Here is a 21649-nt window from a genome sequence, read left to right on the forward strand (position 1 = left end):
AGGAAGTGCCAAACCGGCCGGGTTTTTTCTGCCTGTACAGGAGCTATTCAAACATCCAGGTTAATATTCAGCAGATTCCTTAAGTACACCGCACATAAAATCGCGGCCAGTCATGATCAGCAAACAGGGCGGAGTATCCAGAGCATATATCCCGGATTTCAGGAGGTGGTTGGATGGAAATTATCTAAGGTTGCGGTGCTTTTCAACAAAATGCTATTGAGTGTATGGATAAATGAGGGGGTAAAATCATGAGGAGTAAAACAGGCGTAAATTTTAAAATCTTTACCCGGCGGGCAGCAGTCATCCTGGGTTGTATGGCACTGGTGATCAGCCTGAGCAGCATCTGCCTGGCTCAGTTAGCTGCAGAAGCAGTTTTGGATTCATCATCTGCGGATGTATCGTCTTTATCAGCTTCCCAGACGGATACTTCCCTGTATTGGTATCCGGACCTCGTGTCCTGGTCCTGGTATTATGATCCAGACCTCGATGTTCATATCGGTAAATTTTATAAGCTGCCCAGCGGGGTAGTCTTTCCGGTTACCGTGCATAACCACTGGTATGGCGAAGCTACCAACGTGAACCTCGAAGTCTATGCCCAGAAAAGGTGGTGTGCCTGCCTGAATAGACCGCCATCAGCCAGATTGGCTGAAATCCCGTTCAAGTCGGTGCCTCCCGGAGGATCTAAAACTACGTGGGTATGGTGGAATCATGAGCCGGTGGGTGGATGCAGCCTGTATGCTCAGGTTGATTCCGGTGATCTCTTCACCTCCGTGGCAGGGGGAGCAGTGAGTCCATTCTTCAGGAAAAACGATCATTCGGCAGCAGGAATTCGGATTACCCCGGACGGGGACGCCGCTGCTTATTGGCCGCTCATTGATCCTTATGGAATAGCTGTTGACATGGTGCGAAATCCCAATTTTCTCTGCGGGCAGAATTACGAGAGGAATGAGAAAAATAACTGGGATTATTTCCAGCGGTATGATCTTGTCGCTCAGCCTGGTCAGCCAGTATTGGTGCCTCTGCCAATCATCAATCCTATTCCGGATTCGACCTTTTCCGGAACCCTCACCCTGGTTGCAGATTCCGTTGATAGACAGATGCTTGATGCAGTCTCTCTCGGCAGATTGAGGACCGCCGCGGTAACGACGGCAGCAGCCGCCGCGACTAAAGACAGCTTTACCCCAAGCACCAATAATGCTCTTGACTTCAATCTGTCCTATAACAAGGATAAGCCGGAAAATGAGTTCCCGGCAGCTATTCAGGTCACACCCGGTAAGACTAAAGGGACTACTGATTTTAAGATTCTGATGAGTATCGATCCACAACCTGGATCCTCGGAAGATCAGGCAGGGACAGCAGTCGAGATAAACGTCTTCGTGGATATCAAATAAGCATTCTTCTGATTTTTTAAAAGGCAGGGCATTCTTAAATCTCTCTCTAGTATCATTCCGGGAACCGGAGGGACGAGGGACCCTGAGCTTGCCGGTGCTCATGGTCCTGTGTTCCCTTCGGTGTTCTGGAATGAAAAAAGAGACGGGAATGAGCCTTGCGCATGCCTGCTGCATGCACATCCTCCTTCCGGGGCAGGGAAAACCAGAGCCCACAATGGCTCCTTTCCTGCCTTTTCAAGAAAGTTCCCTTCGCTCTTACCCCCGTGTTCAATCGCTCTCCAGCCTTGGCTCATATCATTAATTACTCACCATAGGGAAATTTTTGTTGTATTTTCAAAGTAAGCTGGCCTATAATAATCAATGTAATAAGTTCGACCCCCGTGCAAAAGGAGAGTATTTGTTGAAGAATGAGGGCAATAGCGTTGTAGAAATCGGTTCGGTTACTATCTATCTTTGTGAGCCGGATCAGGTAGAGGTGGAGTGGATCGGCCAGGAGGACCTGGTTCGGCAGCTGCGGGCGGCATGGAAAACCCGGAAGGGAGAAATGCCCATGAATCCGCGGATTGTCGGAAAACCGGGGAGCGGCAAAACAACCCTGGCCTGTGGCGTGGCCCGTGGTCTGGGCCAGTCTCTGTATCTGTTTCAGGCTACGGCAGACACCAGGCCGGAAGACCTGATCATAACGCCGGTGATCGGCAGCGGCAGTTCCATCCGCTACATGGCCAGTTCCATCGTCAGTGCCATGGTCAGGGGCGGAACCGTTATTCTGGACGAGGGAAACCGGATGTCGGAAAAAAGCTGGGCTTCTCTGGCCCCGTTGCTCGACCGGCGGAGGTATGTGGAATCCGTGGTGGCCGGGGTAAAGATCCACGCCCACCCGAATTTCCGGTTCTGTACCACCATGAACGAGGATATGTCCACTTTCGAGTTGCCGGAATACATTCAGTCCCGGCTTCAGCCTCAGATCTTTGTCGATTTCTCCGACCGGGATGAGGAACTGGCTATCCTGCGTCAGAATCTTCCCTCGACCGAAGCTGAAATACTGGAATATGTAGCGGATTTTTTGCATGTGGCCCATGAGCGGGAGGAAGACTGTTCAATCCGTGATGGCGTCAATATCGCCCACTACGCGGGCCTGCTGGGACAGGAATACCCCGAACTGGAGATTCCCGTTAAAGTGCAGCAGGCTGCGCGCATGGTGCTGGGCAAAAAAGCGGGTCAGTATTTCCTGCGCGAATTGTAGGGGAAATCGAAGTGCAACCAGGAATTGACGGTTATGGATAACGCTGAATCCGATCGAGCCTGCACATCCACGGCTGATGACCGGGAGGATATCCGGACCGACTGGCTTTGTGGTGGTCTTCCTGCGCTGAAAAACCTCCATACGCTGCCGGTTCTGCATGGCAGCATGGAAATGGCCAGGGTGGCCTTACAGGCAATCAGGAAAGTGCAGCCGGATGTCGTCCTGCTTGAGTTTCCCGCAAACCTTGAGCTGCTGATGAAAAAGGCTGTCGCCCGGCTGCCGAATATTTCCGTGGTGGTTTTCCCTCCCCGCAAGGGTGAGAAGGGAGGGGCGAAGCGAGCGGTGTATTTCCTGATCGAGCCTGTGGACCCGATTTGTGCCGCGGCCTGGTTCTGCCATAAAAACAATATCCCGTTTCATGGGATCGACCGGGACCCCGATCCTGATTACCCGCCGGTCATCGACCTCCTGCCTGATCCGGCAGCTCTGGAATCTCTGGGGTATTCCCGGTATGTTCAACTTTCCCTGGGAATACTGATGCACGGGATTTCCCCTGCCTCTCTCAATATCCGGCTGAAGCGGGAAAAAAAGGACCTTCAGCGGGATATCAGCATGGCCTGGCGGATTCAGCAGGAGATAGGGCGGGGCAGGCGGGTGCTTCTGGTATGCGGCCTGGCCCACCTTGCGGGCATCAGACGCCAGCTTGGCAGGCAGATTTTTGCCCAGCCCCTGCCGGACCGGAAGAATCCGCAAAGCTATCTGGCCCGGTTACATCCGGACTGCCTGCCGGAGGTGATGTCCGAGATACCGGCTATTGAAGGTCTGTGGGCTCAGGCGATTCAGAGCGGGGAGGAGGGCTCTGCGACCCGCCAGGATTACCAGGCAAGGCTCCTCGATATGGCTGCCAGGACCTACCGGGAAACCTGGCATGAAACTCTCACCCCCCAGCAGATCCAGGTCTTTAACCGCTATGCTTATTCCTATGCGAGGGAGCAGGGGCGTCTGATCCTGGACCATTACGGCCTTCTGGTGGCTGCAAGAAACTGTCTGGGGGAAACCTTTTCCTATGTTCTCTACCAGAAGAGCAGCCTCTATCCCTTTTATCGCCCTGACGGCCTGCCGGAGCTTTTCCTGCGGGCCGAAGACCTGCAACTGGGCTCGACCAGAGTCAGGTTCCGGCCCCGTCCCCCGAAGAAAGAAAAGCAGGCCAGGGATTTTGTCAAAAGAAAAGGCCGTGATCTTCAGCCGGAAAAGTGGAAGAACCAGGCCCTCCTGGGAGAGTGCTCCCATTGTCCGGAGGATCAAAAACTCAATGCCTTTACCGACCTTTTATGCAACAAGGCCACCGGCCTGCTGAATAAAAACATCACCCGGATCGAGCCCTTCACCACCACCCTGGGAGAAGGGATTGACATCAGGGAGACAATCCAGCACTGGAAGATCAGGGGTGGACAGCAGATCTACATCCGCCGTCAGGCGCCGTGCAAAGCGGCCGTAACCTCGGTCGTGGTCATTTTCCATGAGAGCTACCGGGACCGCGATTTTCCCTACCTGCGGACCTGGACCCGCGAGAGGTGGGAAGAGGTCGAGCGGGCTTTTTATGCCACCTCTCCACTCGACCATCCTATCGGGCCGCAGATCTTCCGCTGCGAATATGGCGGATTTCTGGCGAGCTACAACCGTCCGGGGCTTTCCGATATCTGGATCGATCCGGACTTCTCGTTCGCCTCCTGCCACGCCGAGCGGCTGCTCCTGGCCGGAGCCGCCTATTCGAATGAAAAAACCGTCCTCTACATAGCACCCAGCCCTCCCCGCAGGAGCATTGTCCGGATATGCGAGTTTCTGGGCAAGCGGGTAATCTACCTTGACCTGAGTCTCTATCCCCGCCAATACCTGGACCGCCTGCGGTTCTTTCATGTCCTTGGCAATCACCGGGTACGCGATTACGCCGAAGATTTCATCCATCCTCTGCGCTGATCCTTCTACGCACATGTTTCCAATAGTTGAGAAGCCAACCTGGTAAAGCTTAACCAACAGCCAGAACCAGGTTTTGCGCCTATGCAGGTAACTGCATGGGTGAAGCGTAAACAGGGAGGCAGTAGGCCGTAATCCTTTGAGGGTAAAGGCGAGTCGGCTCCGAAAATGACAATCGTTGTGGAGCAAGCTGACGTGATTCAAGACACGGAAGGCAGCAACGAAGCCACCGTTAAGAGGTGAGATGGTGGAAACTCCACCGGGGTGTGTGGCCACCCTCCAGGGTTGGGAGCATCATTTTCTTATCATGTCGATTGGCCCCATCTACTGCCACTCCTATCTTCCACTCCTGAAATCGATCATGCACCGTGTGGCTGCCCCAAGACATCGAGGCAATGATTCCCATTGACATCCAGTACGAAGGAGGTAAAATATAGCTCTCATAGCTTGACGATCATCCATCCGTGGTCGTCCTGCCTTCTTCTTGGGCTTTGGGGCGGGTAAGAGGGTTTCCATATGCTCCCATAGAATATCGGGAAGCTGATACAGAGAGGATATGCAACTGCTTTGCATTTCTATCACTTCCTTTATATTTCATTGATTTATCCTCTCTAGTGTATCATACTTCCCGTTATTTTTTCGGCTCTAACTATCTTCACAAGATTGTCAAGGAGAGTTTACCCTGGGAAAGTTTGAAGCTGGTAGTGGTGGAAAACTTACAAGACCTCAAAAAAGGCAAACAACCCAAGAGAGGGAAAGCATTCCGAAAGACGCTCAGTAACTGGAATTATCGGGAGTTGCTGAGTATATTGCAGATGCGCTGTGAGGAAAACCGTGTTTTCTTCCGGTCGGTCAATCCCTGTAAAACCAGTCAGACATGGAGGCAACTATTCGAGATAGTCAGGAACTTTCTGGAAAGGCAGGGAATTTTACCGGGCAACAACCAATAACATTGACCTATTGAGCGAAGCAACATGAATAAATCGTAATCGGGTAACAGGTTCCCCTTCGGGGATGCAAGAGGGAAGTTCGTGTAAGTCGAACATGGTCCCGCCGCTGTAATCGGGGACGAAATCTTCCACAAAGCCACTGTCTCTTTTGAACCAGACGGAGATGGGAAGGCGGAAGAAAGTAGAACGATCCGAAAGTCAGAAGACCTGCCTGTTATCGTTTTTCCAATCACCATTCTTCGGGGATTTGAGAATAAGGGTGAAGAAGCAGGGTGCAATCCTTAATGCGAAACGAAGCATTAAGGATTTTTTTTTGTTCTCTTCTTTTTCTCCCCACCAGGAAAGGAGGAAGACCGGCAGGAAAGTAATTCTTATGGGGATCAGCCATGATCTTATGGTTATGGCGCTGATTTTTAATGACTTCTACTATTTCTATTATCTAAGGAGAAAAAGATGAGAAAGAATCTGTTCCGGGCCTGTATGCCCGCAGTTGTTCTGTTTTTCGTATTCACTCCTCCGGCTCTGGCCGGAGAGAAAGAGCAGCCTTCGGAAAAGTCCATTGTCCTGCCTGAAATCGTCGTGACCGCGACACGCAACCAGGAGAAAACCGCCAGAATCCCCTCGCAGGTTACGGTCATTACCGAAGAAGATATCCGGCAATCCCCTGCCCAGACTGTACCCGATCTGCTTCGCGACGGAGCGGGAATACAGGTCAAGGATTTTACGGGAAGCGGACGAACCACCACGGTCGATCTTCGGGGATTCGGCGAGAGCGGGCCGCTGAATAACCTGGTTCTGGTCGATGGCCGCCGGGTTGATGAAATCGATATGAGCGGCGTTGACTGGACTCAGATTCCGCTCGATCGAATCGAGCGGATCGAGGTTATCCAGGGCAGTTGCGGGGTTCTTTACGGCGACCGGGCTGTCGGGGGAGTCATTAATATCATCACCAAAAAAGGAGAAGGCCGGCCTTCCTTTTCCCTGGCCGGGCATTATGGCAGTTATCAGAACCATAAGGAAACCGTGGGAGCGAGCGGCTCATCAGGCCCGTTCAGCTATTATGTCAATGCCGGATTCCAGGAAATGGACGGCTACCGGCAAAACAGCTTCACCCGGAATAAAACCACCGGCCTGAGACTATCCCTTACTTTCCCGGAGCGCTTTTCCTGTGATCTGACCGCAGGTTATAAGGAGGATAAGTATGGACTTGCCGGTTATCTGACTCAATCGGACCTGCAAACCTACAGCCGCTCTGGTTCCAGAAATCCCAAAAACTGGGCCAGTACGGATGAGTACTACTTCCATCTCACCCCGCAGGGTGATTTTGGAGACTTTGGCAATCTCAGGGTTTCACTCTCCTACCGGGACAAAAAACCGGATTCACATTGGATCGAATCAGATCCCAACTTTAATATCGTCATGAGCACCCACATCGAAAGATGGGGAATATTGCCCCAATATACCCTGAATACTTCATTTGCCGGATACACGAACACCCTCACCTGCGGCCTCGATTATTATAACGACCGTCTGGACGATACCCTGAACGACCTTGAGATCAGGAGAGATACAGCGGGCTATTATGCCCTCGATACTCAAGCCATAATTCCCGATCTCCTGCTGGCAACCCTCGGTTATCGGCAGGAGCAGGCAAGGTACAGATTTACTACGGCCGGGCCGGACGATGAGGCTGATCATGATATGGAAGCATTCCAGACTGGACTGGTCCTGGCCTACGCCAGTAACAGCAAGGCTTTTTTCTCCTTCGGTCAGTCCTTTCGCTTTCCGGCAACGGATGAGCTCTATTCGGCTTATTCCAGCCCCAGACTGAACAAGGACCTGAAGCCGCAGAAAACCAGGCAATATGATCTTGGCATCCAGCACAGCTTTGAGGACTGGCTGAGCCTTGGGGCTGACCTGTTCCTCATCGATACCTCGCAGGAAATCTTTTTCGATCCCTCGGAAGGATTTTTCGGTGCCAATACCAATTACCCCAAAACCCTCCGGTATGGTTCGGAAGTTAATGCCAAGGCTCTGCTGGGCCGGAAGATCAAGCTATCCGGCTCTTACACCTACCTTGATTCTCAACTGGATTCCGGGCCATATAAAGAGAGGGAAATTCCGGGGGTGGCCAAACATAAAGCACATCTTGGCGCCCATGCGGCCCTGTGGAGGTACTTCAGCCTGGATGTGCAGGGGCGCTGGGCAGGCAGCCAGTTTGGCATCTCGGACTGGAAAAATGAAGGAGAAAAGCAAAAAAGCTATGCCACGCTCGATACCCTGCTTCGCTTTAGCTGGAGGGGCTTCGATGCCTGGGCCGCAGTCAATAACCTGTTCAATGAGCAATATGACGAATACACCGGCTACAGCACCCGCCTCAGGGAGATGTACTACTATCCCTCACCGGAAAGAAACTATATGGCAGGAGTGTCTTACAAGATCAGCCTGTGAGGTTGCCCGCTTGACGTCTGGCAGGGGGGAGGCTGGGTGGGGGTGATGGTTATTTTCATTCTCCTCATCGAAAAACAGGGAGCCCCCGACACAGGGGCTCCCTGCTGTGGCAGATGAATTCACAGCCTTGAGAGTTGTGCAGTAGTTTGGGATATGCTCGCTTTCTTACTCACTCGCCTGGGAAACCTCGGCTTCCTCAAAAGTGGCCATACCGGTCAGGATACCTGCAGCAGCTTCGACCAGATTCATAGCCAGAGCCGCTCCCGTGCCTTCTCCCAGCCGAAGATCAAGATCCAGCAAGGGCTTTTTCCCCAGGGCTTCCAGGGCTTTTTTATGGCCCTGTTCCATGCTCTGATGGGCAGCGATCATATATCCGGCAGCATGAGGAGAGAGCCGATGGGCAATCAAAGCACCGGCCGTTGAAATAAATCCATCGATCAGAACCGGTTTTCTCAAAGAAGCAGCGCCAAGGATCATACCGGCAATACCGGCAATCTCAAACCCGCCTACTTTGGCGGCTACGTCCAGGGCATCCCGCGGGTCTGGCTGGTTCACTTCAATAACCTTTTTGACAACAGAGATTTTATGCTGCCACTGACGATCATCGATGCCGGTCCCTCGCCCGGTTACTTCCGCAGGCTGAAATCCGCCAAGAACAGCGATGATAGCACTGCTTGGGGTTGTATTGCCTATGCCCATGTCCCCTGTGCCGAAGATATCGACTGCCGGTCCAAGCTCACGGGCTACCTCAATCCCGGCTTCCAGGCAGCGGACAGCCTGGTCGCGGCTCATGGCTGCACCGTGGGCAATATTTCCTGTTCCAGAGCCCATATGCTTTGAGATAATCTTCCCATCCCTGACAAGATAGCTCAGATCGCCTGCTACTCCCATATCGACTACCACCACTCGGCTGCCCGTCAGCCGGGCAAGCACGTTAATGCCCGCTCCTCCTTCCACGAAATTCCTGACCATCTGGGCGGTTACTTCCTGCGGATATTTACTTACTCCTTCTGCGACCACTCCATGATCGGCGGCCATGATGACGATGGCTTTTCTCGTGGCTGGAGGATGGCTGGAGCGGGTTATGCCTGCCAGATCCTCAGCCAGGTCCATGAGGCGGCCAAGCGCCCAGAAGGGCATGGTGAGCTGGGAAAGACGCTCTCTCGCCCTGGCACGGGTAACCGGATCTTGAGGAACAATTTCTTTAAGGGTTGCTTCCAATAAATTCATATTCAAGCTCCTGCTCAATGTTATACTATCTATCAAAAAAAATCCCCGGACTCATTCTCACATAAGCCCGGGGATGCCGTTTTCCATCCTCGCTCTCCAGCATAACCACACCCTAATCCACGAGGGGTAATCATATATCTTCCCCATTCACCGGCAGGTCTTCTGGCTTCCGGATCATCTTACTCACTGCGCCTTCCCACCCATCGAAGGCAGTGGCTTTGTGCAGTTTTCATCCCCGGTTACAGCGGCGGGTCCGCAATGGTTTTCCACCATTTTCCCTTGAAAGCCTTTCTCTGGCTTTTCCTGTGAATCATATTTCGATAAATTATAAAATATATGCCATTCAGTGTCAAGGAAAAAGAATACTCACAGACCAAACTGATGGGAGCGACTATAACACTCCTCCCTCATCGATAAAGGGAAATGGGAAACATCTGTGAGCTTCTCACAACGAGAGGCGGGGTTTGCCCCCGCCTGTGTGTCGATGCCAATATCAATAATCTTCGGATAAGCCGCTTATCCTGCAAGACCAGAGCCAGCCAGGATAAAATCAGCGGGCACCGGTAAGCCTGACGTTATCAAAATCCACGATAGGATTGCCTTGCGCTCCTGGTTGTTCATCCACGGCGAATACTCCGACCATACCGGATAGATACGGAGCGCTGTCCTTGATGGTTTTCAATGCCGTGCCATTGACGGAAAATTCTATCGTCGGCCCGTTGCAGACCACTTTCAGGGTATTCCATACCTTGAGCCCCTGCTTGACAGCAGGACTCGTGGTCCAGGGTATCATCTCGTACCCGTTGCGTCCGTCAAACTTAAAGGCGCTGTAATAGCCGCTGCTCGCTATGGCAAATACATAAAAATTGCCCGTGTTACTCAACCGGAAAACCATACCCTGGGAGGCATCCGGATTGCCCTGCATCCGCCGAACATCGAGCTGATAGGTAAAGTTATCAAAAGGAGCATTATAGCAACTGGCCCTCAAGGCTCCTGCGCCACTACCCGCCATTCGGTAAACACTGTCCGTAAAAGACCATACCCCTGACTCGTCGTCGATCCAGTTTTCAGCCCGGCCACGGTCAAAGTCTTCAAAAAACCCATCCCCGGCAAGCACCTCCCCAGCGGAGGCAAGGGTATCCGAATTGTTCGCATTCTCAACCATGAGTTGAGCGCCGGCGTTCCCGGCAATGAATGCCCAAAAGGAGATACCAGCCAGGATCAAGCACAATTTTTTTAGAGCCGTACCTTTGAAATACATCATACGCATTCCTCCTTTAAGTGGCCTATCTTGAAAGTACTAGGTTACCAAGATGGCGGATGTTTAGTACATTTTTTAGAACAGATTTTATGGCTTTTATACTTATTATCCAAGTAATTAATATGTAAAATAGGTCGGAACTATAAGTAAGAAATATCTACTTCGGCAGGTCTATACATCTCTGTATGCAGGAAACTGAGGCAGGCATGGGGGCGGCAGACACGGGCCGGCTTTCCGGTCAGGCTGGATGGCTGGATATTATCCGGTATCCATCGTCAGGGGCGCCCTGGTGAAAAGGGCGCCCCTTCGTAGTGAGCAATAATGAGCGATGAGGAGAAACCTTATGGCTCCAGGGGATCAGCCACCACAAATGGAGTATAACTGATGCGGGAGCGGGAGAGAGACGAATTGGAAAAGCGGAGTTGAAGCCGGATTCTTTCTTTTGGGAGCAAGCCATTTGAACCGGTGGAAATTTTCAGATAGGGACTGCCATTCTCAGCGGTTCCCGATCTATTCAGCAGAGAGATACCATCCGGGAGCCCCTCCAGGATAAAACTCAAGGGGGAAGACAGTACCTCGCCGCTATTATTGATCAAAGTAACTATCTGCGCCCATTGACCGGATTGACGGTCCTGCCGGATTTGCTGGATTTTCTGGGTAAAAACTTCCATATTGTCACCAGGTATTCGACACAGAGCCAGGTTTGAGCGGTTTGACAGCTCTCCGACACTGCTTTCAGATCTCACCTGATAGATATACGTTTTCCCCTGCTCCACATCGGTGTCAACATAGTACTGCTCTGAAGTGACAGCAACCTCTTCAAAACCCAGAATCCCTGCATCATCATCTTTCAACAGTCCGATGCCATCTCCTCCGAGAAGCTGTTTACGATAAACGTGGCTGACTGAAGAATCGGCAGGAGCTGTCCAGCGCAGCTTTATCGATATCGTTTCGCCATCGCCATCGGGCTCGGCCTGGAGATTTCTGGCAAAAGGAAAGTGGTCATCTCCGAGCCAGACCTGAGCGCCATAATAGGGGTTAGCTGTTCCTATGAAAAGCCCCAGGGGGGTGGAAACCATGGTTCGAACGCCAATATTGAATTTATCCTTAAAGCCGTTCATGGTAACCGGATACCACTGAACACCGTTACGGGTTTTCCACAGGTCAAAACCGGCAATCAGGTTGGTAACTCTCTCGCCTACTACACCCGGCAGGTTCTGTCCATCACCGCCGCTCGACGGTTTGCCCTTGACAATATCCAGTATGCTTAAAACATCGGGACTTGCCTCGTTCAGCAGGTCCATTATGTCGGGATTCCGGAGGGTGATACTGCTGTCCATGGTAGCTACATAGAGCCAATCCTGATGAACTTCCATTCTCCATATATACCCTGCGAATGGATTACCCATACCGGCAGGCAGGCGGCTGATGGGGGCCTTGAATCCGTCCTCCGGAGTCATGCGGCTCCTGCCGCAGACAAGCTGCCAGGTATCGTCCGGATTGATTCTGATTATTTCTGCCGGTGCAGGTCCTACTTTGGTCACGAAATCGAACCCTCCCAGACCGCAACCCGTGCCGATATAGAGCCGATCGCGGAAGGTACACATACTGATTACATATTCATTCAGATTATAGGCTTCCCTTCCCAGACGATCACGACGCCAGGCGCCGTGCGTGACTACCGGCGTAAAGGCATAGTGCCCATTGGCATTCTTTGCAGCAGCATCCGTCTTCAGAACCGAAAAGCCGTTATCGGGGTCTACTGTTCCGACGTAGAGGTAGTTGTTGAACACTTCGACTTCGAAAGGCTGGACGTCCGGGGGGTTTACCTGGGTGATATCCGCGGTTACTGTCCCCCCCTCGGATGTGACCGTGGCCAGGTCTATCTCCATAAGCCTGGGCCGCTCCGGCAGATTCATATTGGCGGTCAGATACAGTTTTCCTTTATATTGAGCGAATGACCGCAATCCGAAGGTTTCGACATTTCCCAGGACCTGCGGCACCCTGCTTCTGACCTCCTGGAAATTTTTCCCATCCGTACTCCGCAGGAGTCTGGCGGGATAGTTGGGCAGCAGTTCTTTACTGAGGTATCCTCCAACGTACAGGGCCTCCGTTCCATTCGGCTCGACCGCCACTATCATGCCCCGATATCCTTGATCCCGTGCTATTCCCGAAGATATTTCCGGAGATTGATAGACCCGATCCCATCTATTCACCTGAGGATCATAAGCCCAGATCTCGGCACGGAAATCCGGATTATCCGGACATTCCACATCGGGTATTACCGGAGGGTAGTCCTCCGGTTTAAACACCATAGACAGATAGCACAGCATATCCCTGTTCGTACCAACATACAGTTTTCCCTTGAACCAAGCCATTGACCATGCATAGCTGTTATGCCGGGAACCAAACCCGTCCTCACTGACCTTCTCGAAACCCCTCTGGCCAATCATCTCCCATACGGACTGCTGATCCGCCTGACTGGCGACGGCAAAACCCATACGACCAAGAATAAGAATCGAGATACCAAGTGCTGCGATTAAAAACTTCACTGCATTTTTCCTCATGGCCTTTATCCCCCCTTGACTAAGTAAAAAATCCACCGTTAACCTCCATCCACCTGAACCATGAAATACCAAGAACCTGTTATCTTCTCATTGATAATCCCTCCTTTGTTTGAGGTTTTTTACTTGAAGTCCACTCTGGGAAAGAATTTATCGAGCAGTTCCAGGAGAACATGAGGTGATTGCATTGGATAGAAATGCCCCTGGTCAGAAATCGTCGCGAATTCACAATCCGGCATAATTTCTTTGAGTCGCTCTCCAATAGCGCGGTAAGGAGAAAAAGAACCATAGATGCAAAAGGCAGGACAGGAAATTTGAGAGATTTTCTCCTCGGTCAAGCTTTTTACCGACCGAAACTCCTTCAAGACCGAAGTATCTTCGATCAGATGCACAAGGCGGTCCGATTGCCTGGTGCCCCCGATGCGAAGGCCATGCTGGATAGGTACATAAAAACTTTTTCGCACAACATTTTCCACATCCACCAGTTCTTCCTCGGTGTGGATTCCCACCCGCTCCAGATCGTCCCGGTAGAGCTCCCATCCCTGCCAGTCATCGAGCCGCCGAAGGTGCAGCAAGGCGGGGATACCTGCATCCAGGATCACCAAACCAGCCGTTTGCTGAGGATAGGCAGCCGCAAAATGGAGAGCGATCGCCCCACCGAAGCTATGGCCGATGAGCAGGGCGCGGGTAATTTTCAGATGGTCCAAAAGGCCTTTCAACTCTTCAATCATTTCATCCGAGGTATATCCGGACGCTGGCCGGTCGCTGTATCCGTGTCCCCGCAAGTCGTAGGCGGTGACCCGGTATTTTTTGGCCAGGGCGGGTAAAATATTCATAAACCAGATGGACAGGTTCCCGGTAATCCCGTGAATCAAAACAACGTCAGGACCTTTTCCATGCTGCTGATAATGGATAGCTAATTGATTTACCAAAACTTTCGGCATCACTTTTTCCTGAATTTAGAGATATTGATGGATCCAGCCATTCAACCGCTCGAATGTGCTGACAAATTTAAATGGAAGCAAAACAGCAATAACCTGTTCCCCAGGTTTTTGAAAAGGCGGTTATCAGTTTTCAGTGGAAAACTGATAACTGATAACTTTTTTATTAAACATACCCCAGGCTTTTCAGCCGAAGCATGATCTGCTCCTGACCTTCTGTATCTTCAATCTGAGCAGGAATATCCTGGCCTCGTTCCGGAGGCAGAGTAGGAGCGCCAGTTTCTACCGGATGGGCCTGTAAATACGCCGGGTCGAAAATCTGGGTCATTACCTGTCCTTCCATGTCTGCCGGTATCGGGACTCCCAGGGTATAGAGCAATGTCGGGGTCATATGAACAATAGATGCAGGAGGCATAACCACGCCTTTGCGGATGGCCGGACCAACGGCTGCGAAAATCCCTTCAGGCCGGTGGGTGCCCATGATTTGGGAACGGGGCCGGCAGCAGACATCGGAAGGATAAATGGAGATAAATCCGCTGTCCCGCAAGGTCAGAGTCAAATCCGGGGCACAGTCGATATAATCTCCGGCAAATGCCTCCTCCCTGGTCCAGATTTCTTTGATCAGGGGCTCGCCGGTTCGCGGATCGAGGCAGTTGGTGCGCAGCTTTTCCATCAGCTCCTCCCGGAAAGAGAGGTATTCAGCAGGCGGAATCCCCTCCTCTCCACGCTTTCCAGCCACCTGAATAATGATCCCGTTGCTGCTGGCTGTTGCGGCATATGCCTTGGTCTTCTTCCAGTCAAGATGGAGAAGGCTCCGGTAGGGGGATTCCACCCCCAGGCTTTCCATGTCGTCTTCGGAGGGCCTGGTATTGCCCTTCCACTTGAGATATCCCTGCTCGCAGAGCCATTGATTGAGATAGAGGATTTCTCTGGTCGGCCCAAAACCATGGTCGGAGGCAAGGAAAATGTTTGCCTGCGGACCAGCCAGATCAACGATTTCCTGAAGGAACTCGTCCAGGTTCCGAAAATATTGCAGGCACAGCCGCCGCACTTTTTCCTCCCAGGGTAAGAGCTTACCAAGGGCATAAGCCGGATCTAAAAACCGCCAGCAAACATGCTGGATACGATCCAGGCCGTCAAAAACTGCGGCTGTCAGGTGGCAGGGGTCATTCTTCATTAAATATCGCATCACCTCAAACCACTGCCGCTCCCGGCGAATATGCAGTGAAATCCAGTCTTCATACTCTTCCTTTTGACACCCCTTGACTGACTTTTCTTCTTCCCGGAAGTTCAGGGCCATCTCCCTGGTATCGAGCCCGGGAAGATTCCGCAGACGGTCGAAGAGGTCTTCCGGATAACTGTTCTTCCTCAGCCATCGCCAACTGACCCAGCCCGGAATGATATAGCCGGAAATCGACGGAGGGGGATTCATGCCGATGAAATTCAGACTTCCGGCCCGCATCCCATGCCGGTTCACGATCGACCAGATGGTTTCCCGCTGGATATTGCGGAAGGAAAGCCATTTGATATACCGGCTTTTGGGCGATTCGAATTGCAGGAAGTTAAACACGCCGTGCGTTCCGGGCCGGACTCCGGTTATCAGAGATATCCAGGCCGGCGGGGTCAGGGGAGGAATAACGGAAGTCAATTCTCCCCGGCATCCCAAAGAAAGCAATTTCTTTAAAAAGGGCATAGTTCCGTCTTCCATGAGATGATCCAGCACGGTAAAAGATGCCCCGTCAAGTCCGATTAAAACCGTTTGCCTGTCAAGACAGCTCATGCTCATTCTCCAGATTTTGGTGAATAAAACTGACCAGGTCTCTGACCTTGATATCCCGGACTTCCCGCTCTCCGATGCCCGCCAGGTATTCCGCGAAGGGGAAGGGACGGTTGAAATGCTCCTCAATCATTGATCCCAGAACCACGGCATCGATCGATTCAAAATCCAAGTCGGTAAAGAGCGAGGTATCCGGCGTGATCTCACCGGAATACTCCCATTCGTCTTTCAGACTGCTGATGATTTTCGATACTGACTTAAAAATGTTTTCCTGATTTCTCTCATCCATTATGGAATCCCTCAAAAATCGTAGTGGCAATTATGTATTCTTTCTCCTGAATAGTGTATACCTGGATGGGGTTCATCCCAAGGCCGGGGAATTCTTTCCTGAGATCTTCCCCCAAAGATACTTTTACCTCCCCTGTCGGAAAGTCGAATGCAGAAATTATGATGCTTCTCCATAAATCTCCATTCTGGCCCCGTCGTCCAAGGGCCTTGATCACTGCCTCCTTTGCGCATCGGAACCGGATGGCGACTTCTGCCTGACCGTTTCTATCCAGCCCGGACAGAATGGTTTTCTCTTCCGGACTGAAAATGCTCTCAAAAGATTCTTCCGGCAATCGAATCTGTTTCCCGCTTGCAATCTGCGGGGACAGGTCTATGCTGATCCCGGCAGTCAGCCGCCCTCCTTCGGCTGCTACGGCTATGGCAGCATTGTCGGTATACGCCAGGGAGAAAGAGGGGATCACCGGCACCTGTCTCATCCATTCTCCCTCAAGTTCCGGTTTCTCCTGCTCGGCATCGATGATGCTGACATCTGCCGGATAAAAATGCCGGTCAAAAGAGGCTTGCAGAAAGCCCCGGATAGCATCCTTGGCCACCATTCTTCCAAGCAGCCACTCCCCCTGCTGCCTGGCCGAAGGCATCTGATGATAGATTTCCCGCTCCCGGCGGCTTAAGACCATATAAGCCATGACATGCCTGAACACGTCCGCTTCTCCCCGCCAGAACTGCTGAATCAGGGAGTAAACCGGAGGCTTCCGGCTCTCGGCGGTCACCCCGGCCTTCGGTTCCAGGAGTCGTCCGACAAAGCCTCGATGCGGAAATCTCCAGAAGTCATATAATTCTCTGGACCAGTAGAACCGCCAATCCTCCCAGCCGATGAGCTGCACCACCAGCCGTCCATCGCCGGTCAAAAGGTCAAGATCAGCCCGGACCTGGGTAGCGGTTACCTCCCGCAGCCGCATCAGGGTCTGCAGGCGGCTTCCGGGGGCAGGGGGCGGCCCATACAGGCGCAGGGACTCAAGGGCAATGGGGAAAATGACAAAACCGCTGTCCAGATACTCGACCGGCCAATAGCCCACCAGTTGTCCGGCTGCATCCAGTAAAAAAGGATCGGTCAAAAAGTCCGGCTGAGGACCGGACCGGAAGAGACCGGCTCTGGGCAGGGTCTCCAACCGGGCCTTCAATCCATTTTCCCCGACGGAATCCAGGGATACAATACCCTGAAATCTTGGACCGTGAAACATCCGGTGCTCGCTGTAAACCTGCTCTGCCGTGTGGCTGGCAGTCCGCTCATTCTGCAGGACGAATTCCCGAACAGGAGGAGGAGAAGGATACTGCGCGGCAAAAAACACCCGGCCGCTGATTACCGGCTTTTGATCCGCATCGGGAGGAGGTGTTCCTTTCACCGAATTGAAAATCTGAACCATCGCCTCTCCCGGAGCCACTGCCTCTGCCCTGATTCTGAGGGTGACCGCTTCCTCGCGCTCCAGGCAGATCCATTGGCTGGCTGCCACTCTGTCAACCCGCACCAGTTCCTGACCGGGAAATAACAGGGAAGCAACCTCGGCCATGATTTCAATGCTCACGGTCATGGGAACTACCGGCAGGGCACCCAGCGAGGCATCGAATTCGGAAATCTTCTGGCCGAACCGGTGATCATCCAGGAAAAGATCCTCCCGCAAATCTATCTGCCTCACTACGGTAACGCTTTTTCCCGGCTTCAGATCGATAATCGTCCCCACAAAGGGAAGAATCCTGTCGCTGCCTGAGTCATCCCTGGGCTCGACGGGGACTGGTTCCATGCTGGGGGAATCAGCGGGAGCTTCGATTTTTTTCTTGAGATAATCAATAACCTGGCGGATGGTTTTCAGGCCTGAGATGCGCTCAACATCCTCTTCCCCTAATTGAGCATACTGACTGCGGAAAGAGCCGACAATCTCCACCCGCTTGATTGAATCGATACCCAGATCACCTTCCATGTCCAGGTCAAGATCAATCATCTCTTTCGGGTATCCTGTTTTTTCGCTGACCAGATCGAGCATGATCCGCGTAAGCTCTTCCTCGGTCATCGAAGAGGATTGCTTTGGCTGCTGATCCGCATCCTCAGTGACTGGACTCCCGCTGCCGCCGGGGCTCCCTGTTTCGGGGAAATGACGATTCAGGTGGGACTCCTGTCCTTGCCCCGTTTGTATGTGGTCTGTAGGAGCAGGCCCCTGTGCCTGCCCTTTTGGTGCCGCCCCTGCACCTGACCTCTGGCCTCCTACATCTGGCCCTTCCTCACTGACCACTGGCCACTGGCCACTGGCCACTCTCCTGGCTCCTGACTCCTGGCTCCTGACTCCTGGCCCCTCCTCACTGACCACTGGCCACTGGCCACTGGCCACTGCTTTCCGCTCCAGATAAGCCTGCATCATCTCCTTCTGGGTATCGAGAAAATTGCTCATGGTCTGGAAATAGTGCTGCATCACTGGTGGGGAAGGAGCCTGCAAGGATGGAATCTGGTCCTGGAATTCAGCCTCTACCTCCACCCTGCCTCTCCTGCCACAGGGGCTCCCTGCCTCGATGGGGAGGGGATTTTGGGGTGCTTTTTTAATCTTGCGCTCTTTAACAGATAAGGAGTACAGGCCAAGAGGAATCTTAAGCTCCACTCCCCTGGGCTTTTCCCTGTGCTCGCCATCTGAAAAGAAAACAGGCTGCGGCGAGCGGTATTGATAGAGATACGGCAAGTTCAAAGGTATCCGTTGAGCGCTCAGCAGGCCGATCAGATGATTGAGCTGGGTGATCCCTGATCGTCTCATGACGTTGGAAGGAATGGCCAGATGAGGCTTGCCCCGCAGGATATCCTCGACAAAAGCGGTCAGGTTCCCCCTGGGACCAGCCTCAATAAAAATCCTGGTGCCCGAATTGTACATATTTTCGATGGTCTGGCGAAAAGCCACCGGCATGATCCAGGTCTTTACCGCAAGCTCCAGTATCTCGTGGGCTTTAGTCGGATACGGGCTGGCGGTGGTACAGGAATATATCTCGGTCCTGGGGGCGGAAAGGGAAAAGGATGAGAAATATTCCTCCAGAGGAGGACAGATCGGAGCAAAGAGCGGAGTATGATACCCCCGGTCAAAGGGCAGTTTCTCAAAGGGAATTGCCCTGGCCCGCAGGCGGCCGATAAACTCTTCCGCCGCCCCTTCCTCTCCGGTAATCACGAGTTGATGAGGGCAATTATCGTCCGCCACGTACATTTTTCCCTTGAACTGTTCGAGAATCGGATTGATCTGGGCAAGACCCGCACCCACGGCAATCAGAGTGGCCCTGGGGATATCGGGATCGAGCGAGAGCTTGCGGTAGATCTGATTCAGCCTGCCCGTGTTATGTAAAAATTCATCCGCATCGATTATGCCGGAAAAAACCATAGCCGACCATTCCCCGGCACTGTGGCCCACCATCTGATCGGGCTTGATGCCAAGATTACCGAGCAGGGTATGCATGGCCAGATTGCTGGTCAGGACAGCTTCCGTTGCCCGGTCCATTCTCCAGAGCCGGTTTTCGGCCTCGATGCGCTCCTCTTCGGAAAAGAAGGGTGGAGCAAAGATATTGTAACTCGGCAGATCCTTTTGCCCCTGCTCCAGAAGTATCCGGTCGGTCCGGTCAAAGCAGGAGCGGACTTCCGGAAAATAAATACACAGATCAGCCAGCATATTCACATACTGAGCACCCTCGCCGGGGAAGAGAAAAGCCAGCTTTCCTCCCTTGCTGACAGGGGCATCGAAGAAGTAAATTCCCTGCAGGTCCTTGATCTGCCGGCATTCCGGATCAGCAAGACGCTGCCGGGCATAGGCCATTTTTTTCATCAGATCATCAGCGCATGAGGCAACCACGGCCAGGCGGCATGGTTCATCACCGAGTTGCGTGTTCAGGCTGTAGGCCAGATCGCGAAGCTGTGTCCGGGGGTATTGCCCCAGAAACTTTTGGATGCTCTCGATCTGCTGAACAAGCTCCGGGCGGGTGTTTCCGGAAAAAATGCAGGTTTCCGTTTCCCAAAAACAGGGAGTGCTGTCCTGAAAGCAGAAGTCAGGAGTCAGGAGACAGGAGTCAGGAGAAGAGCTGTTTTTATTCTGAATTCTGACTCCTGAATTCTGGCTCCTTTTTTCACCCCCCACATATTCTTCCAGGATAACATGAGCATTGATGCCTCCAAATCCGAAGGCATTCACTCCTGCCCGCCGGGGAAATTCTTTTTCTCCATGAATCCAGGGCCGGGTCTCGGTGTTCAGGTAGAAGGGGGTTTTTTCGATTTCCAGTTTGGGATTGACCGTTGTGCAGTGGATCGTGGGCGGCAGAACCTTGTGATAGAGGGCCAGGGCTGCTTTGATCAGTCCGGCAACTCCAGCCGCAGGCATGGAATGCCCGATCATGGATTTGACCGTTCCCAGAGCGCACCGGGGGCCGGATTCATCACGGTCTCCAAAAACCCGCCTCATGGCCTGAACCTCGATAACATCTCCAACCGAAGTACCGACCCCATGTGCTTCGATCATCCGGATCGTGCGGGGAGACAGCCCGGCGTTTTCATATGCCCGCCTCAGGGCAAGCTCTTCTCCCTCCAGCCGGGGGGCAACCACACTGACTGCCCGCCCGTCGCTGGAAACACCGATCCCCTTGATCACCGCATAGATCCGGTCTCCATCCCGTTGTGCATCGGCTAACCGCTTCAATATCACCACCCCGGCTCCCTCTCCGGGCAGGGTACCATCCGCATCCTTGTCAAAAGGGCGGATCTGAGACCGGAGCGACATGGCCTGGAAGGCACAAAAGATGAGCAGGAACGGAACATTGGCAAAGATGTGGACCCCGCCGGTAATGGCCAGATCACATTTTCCGGTCAGAAGGTCCTGTACCCCGATCTCGGTGGCGATCAGGGAAGAAGCGCAGGCTGCGTCCACGGTGAAGTTCGGCCCCATGAAATCCAGACGGTTCGCTACCCGGCCCGTCGTCAGATTGGGGATAAAAGCCGGAGCCGAGTCCGCACTGAACTTGGGAAGATTGCCGAGAAGCTCCCGGCGGATTTCAGCCAACTCTTCCTGAGTAAGCTCCGGATGAAGGTTTTTCAGAATCTGCAGGGTCTGCTGGGTAACGATACTTCGCTGGATAAGGTTGGAGGCCCCCACCCCCAGATAATTCCCCCGGCCAAGGATAAACTCCGTGCGCTGATTGTCAACCTGACGGTCAAGATACCCGGCATCTTTCAGTGCCCCATGAACCACCTGCAAAACCAGGAACTGATCCGGCTCGCCTCCTTCCACTCCCAGAGGCATGACCCCATATTGAACAGGGTCAAAGTTCATGAATTCATCCAGATACCCCCCCCGCTTGCAGTACACCTTATTGATATCATCCGCCTTTTCCGAATAATAGAGGTCGGCATCCCATCGCCGGGGCGGGACATCGATGACCGCATCTGTCTTGGAGAGAATATTGTGCCAGTACGACTGAAGGTCCGCAGCTCCGGGGTAGACACAGGCCATGCCGATAATGGCCACGTCTCCCCGGACAGTCGCCCCCTCCCTCTCAGTGCCTATACTCATGTC

14 protein-coding genes, 1 pseudogene and 2 riboswitches are annotated in these 21649 nt (G+C 52.9%); of the genes and pseudogenes, 6 read left to right on the forward strand and 9 right to left on the reverse strand.

Going from position 1 to position 21649, the window contains the following annotated elements:
• Positions 1-248: 248 nt before the first annotated feature.
• Entirely contained in the window at positions 249-1391 is a 1143-nt protein-coding gene (locus tag AB1611_12705) for a hypothetical protein (protein ID MEW6380451.1), read from the forward strand.
• 52 nt (positions 1392-1443) lie between these two features.
• Here AB1611_12705 and AB1611_12710 read toward each other — a convergent pair whose 3' ends face one another.
• The gene (locus AB1611_12710; GenBank protein MEW6380452.1) at positions 1444-1629 is read right to left on the reverse strand and encodes a hypothetical protein; all 186 of its coding nucleotides are present in this window, start codon (positions 1627-1629) and stop codon (positions 1444-1446) included.
• Between the two features lie 162 nt (positions 1630-1791).
• Here AB1611_12710 and AB1611_12715 point away from each other — a divergent pair, with 162 nt between their 5' ends.
• Positions 1792-2634 carry an AAA family ATPase gene (locus AB1611_12715; GenBank protein ID MEW6380453.1) on the forward strand — a complete coding sequence of 281 codons (843 nt, stop codon included), beginning with the start codon at positions 1792-1794 and terminating at the stop codon, positions 2632-2634.
• A 33-nt stretch (positions 2635-2667) separates the two neighbouring features.
• Entirely contained in the window at positions 2668-4611 is a 1944-nt protein-coding gene (locus AB1611_12720; GenBank protein MEW6380454.1) for a hypothetical protein, read from the forward strand.
• A gap of 334 nt (positions 4612-4945) precedes the next feature.
• On the opposite strand, the pseudogene AB1611_12725 reads toward AB1611_12720, so the two are convergent.
• A pseudogene (locus tag AB1611_12725) lies at positions 4946-5181 on the reverse strand (transposase).
• Positions 5182-5222: 41 nt separating this feature from the next.
• Between AB1611_12725 and AB1611_12730 the strand changes: the two are divergent.
• Both AB1611_12730 and AB1611_12735 read left to right on the forward strand, forming a co-directional pair.
• Positions 5223-5558 (forward strand): IS200/IS605 family accessory protein TnpB-related protein, encoded by a 336-nt coding sequence (locus AB1611_12730; GenBank protein MEW6380455.1) that lies wholly within the window; start codon positions 5223-5225, stop codon positions 5556-5558.
• A gap of 31 nt (positions 5559-5589) precedes the next feature.
• Positions 5590-5788: riboswitch (cobalamin riboswitch) on the forward strand.
• A gap of 223 nt (positions 5789-6011) precedes the next feature.
• On the forward strand, positions 6012-8009 hold the full coding sequence (locus AB1611_12735; protein ID MEW6380456.1) for a TonB-dependent receptor: 1998 nt from the start codon (positions 6012-6014) through the stop codon (positions 8007-8009).
• A 165-nt stretch (positions 8010-8174) separates the two neighbouring features.
• Here the strand turns inward: AB1611_12735 and cobT are convergent, their stop codons facing one another.
• On the reverse strand, positions 8175-9239 hold the full coding sequence (gene cobT / locus AB1611_12740) for a nicotinate-nucleotide--dimethylbenzimidazole phosphoribosyltransferase (protein ID MEW6380457.1): 1065 nt from the start codon (positions 9237-9239) through the stop codon (positions 8175-8177).
• A 134-nt stretch (positions 9240-9373) separates the two neighbouring features.
• A riboswitch (cobalamin riboswitch) is annotated at positions 9374-9561 on the reverse strand.
• A 101-nt stretch (positions 9562-9662) separates the two neighbouring features.
• Here cobT and AB1611_12745 point away from each other — a divergent pair.
• A complete protein-coding gene (locus AB1611_12745) occupies positions 9663-9806 on the forward strand; it encodes a hypothetical protein (GenBank protein MEW6380458.1) in 144 nt (47 codons plus the stop codon).
• Here the strand turns inward: AB1611_12745 and AB1611_12750 are convergent.
• The 6 genes from AB1611_12750 to AB1611_12775 all read right to left on the reverse strand — a co-directional run bounded on the left by AB1611_12750 (position 9790) and on the right by AB1611_12775 (position 21646).
• On the reverse strand, positions 9790-10503 hold the full coding sequence (locus tag AB1611_12750; GenBank protein ID MEW6380459.1) for a family 16 glycoside hydrolase: 714 nt from the start codon (positions 10501-10503) through the stop codon (positions 9790-9792). The two genes, AB1611_12745 and AB1611_12750, sit on opposite strands and share 17 nt — an antisense overlap.
• A 338-nt stretch (positions 10504-10841) precedes the next feature.
• Positions 10842-13067, reverse strand: coding sequence for a hypothetical protein (locus AB1611_12755; GenBank protein MEW6380460.1), 2226 nt, complete (start codon positions 13065-13067; stop codon positions 10842-10844).
• A gap of 119 nt (positions 13068-13186) precedes the next feature.
• Entirely contained in the window at positions 13187-14008 is an 822-nt protein-coding gene (locus tag AB1611_12760) for an alpha/beta hydrolase (protein ID MEW6380461.1), read from the reverse strand.
• Between the two features lie 163 nt (positions 14009-14171).
• Complete coding sequence (locus AB1611_12765; protein MEW6380462.1) at positions 14172-15785, reverse strand: alkaline phosphatase family protein; 1614 nt, start codon at positions 15783-15785, stop codon at positions 14172-14174.
• Positions 15772-16071, reverse strand: coding sequence for a phosphopantetheine-binding protein (locus tag AB1611_12770; protein ID MEW6380463.1), 300 nt, complete (start codon positions 16069-16071; stop codon positions 15772-15774). Before AB1611_12770 ends, AB1611_12765 begins: the two co-directional genes overlap by 14 nt.
• On the reverse strand, positions 16064-21646 hold the full coding sequence (locus tag AB1611_12775) for a beta-ketoacyl synthase N-terminal-like domain-containing protein (GenBank protein MEW6380464.1): 5583 nt from the start codon (positions 21644-21646) through the stop codon (positions 16064-16066). Before AB1611_12775 ends, AB1611_12770 begins: the two co-directional genes overlap by 8 nt.
• Between the last annotated feature and the right edge of the window lie 3 nt (positions 21647-21649).

This window comes from bacterium, from assembly GCA_040755755.1.
Taxonomy (GTDB): domain Bacteria; phylum SZUA-182; class SZUA-182; order DTGQ01; family DTGQ01; genus DTGQ01.

What these genes read in the sequence shown, in the direction of transcription:
- AB1611_12765 (MEW6380462.1), bottom strand. Translation starts at nt 15,785, where the DNA reads ATGAGCTGTCTTGACAGGCAAACGGTTTTAATCGGACTTGACGGGGCA.
- AB1611_12705 (MEW6380451.1), top strand. Translation starts at nt 249, where the DNA reads ATGAGGAGTAAAACAGGCGTAAATTTTAAAATCTTTACCCGGCGGGCA.
- cobT (MEW6380457.1), bottom strand. Translation starts at nt 9,239, where the DNA reads ATGAATTTATTGGAAGCAACCCTTAAAGAAATTGTTCCTCAAGATCCG.
- AB1611_12775 (MEW6380464.1), bottom strand. Translation starts at nt 21,646, where the DNA reads ATGAGTATAGGCACTGAGAGGGAGGGGGCGACTGTCCGGGGAGACGTG.
- AB1611_12760 (MEW6380461.1), bottom strand. Translation starts at nt 14,008, where the DNA reads ATGCCGAAAGTTTTGGTAAATCAATTAGCTATCCATTATCAGCAGCAT.
- AB1611_12720 (MEW6380454.1), top strand. Translation starts at nt 2,668, where the DNA reads ATGGATAACGCTGAATCCGATCGAGCCTGCACATCCACGGCTGATGAC.
- AB1611_12770 (MEW6380463.1), bottom strand. Translation starts at nt 16,071, where the DNA reads ATGGATGAGAGAAATCAGGAAAACATTTTTAAGTCAGTATCGAAAATC.
- AB1611_12755 (MEW6380460.1), bottom strand. Translation starts at nt 13,067, where the DNA reads ATGAGGAAAAATGCAGTGAAGTTTTTAATCGCAGCACTTGGTATCTCG.
- AB1611_12750 (MEW6380459.1), bottom strand. Translation starts at nt 10,503, where the DNA reads ATGATGTATTTCAAAGGTACGGCTCTAAAAAAATTGTGCTTGATCCTG.
- AB1611_12745 (MEW6380458.1), top strand. Translation starts at nt 9,663, where the DNA reads ATGGGAAACATCTGTGAGCTTCTCACAACGAGAGGCGGGGTTTGCCCC.
- AB1611_12735 (MEW6380456.1), top strand. Translation starts at nt 6,012, where the DNA reads ATGAGAAAGAATCTGTTCCGGGCCTGTATGCCCGCAGTTGTTCTGTTT.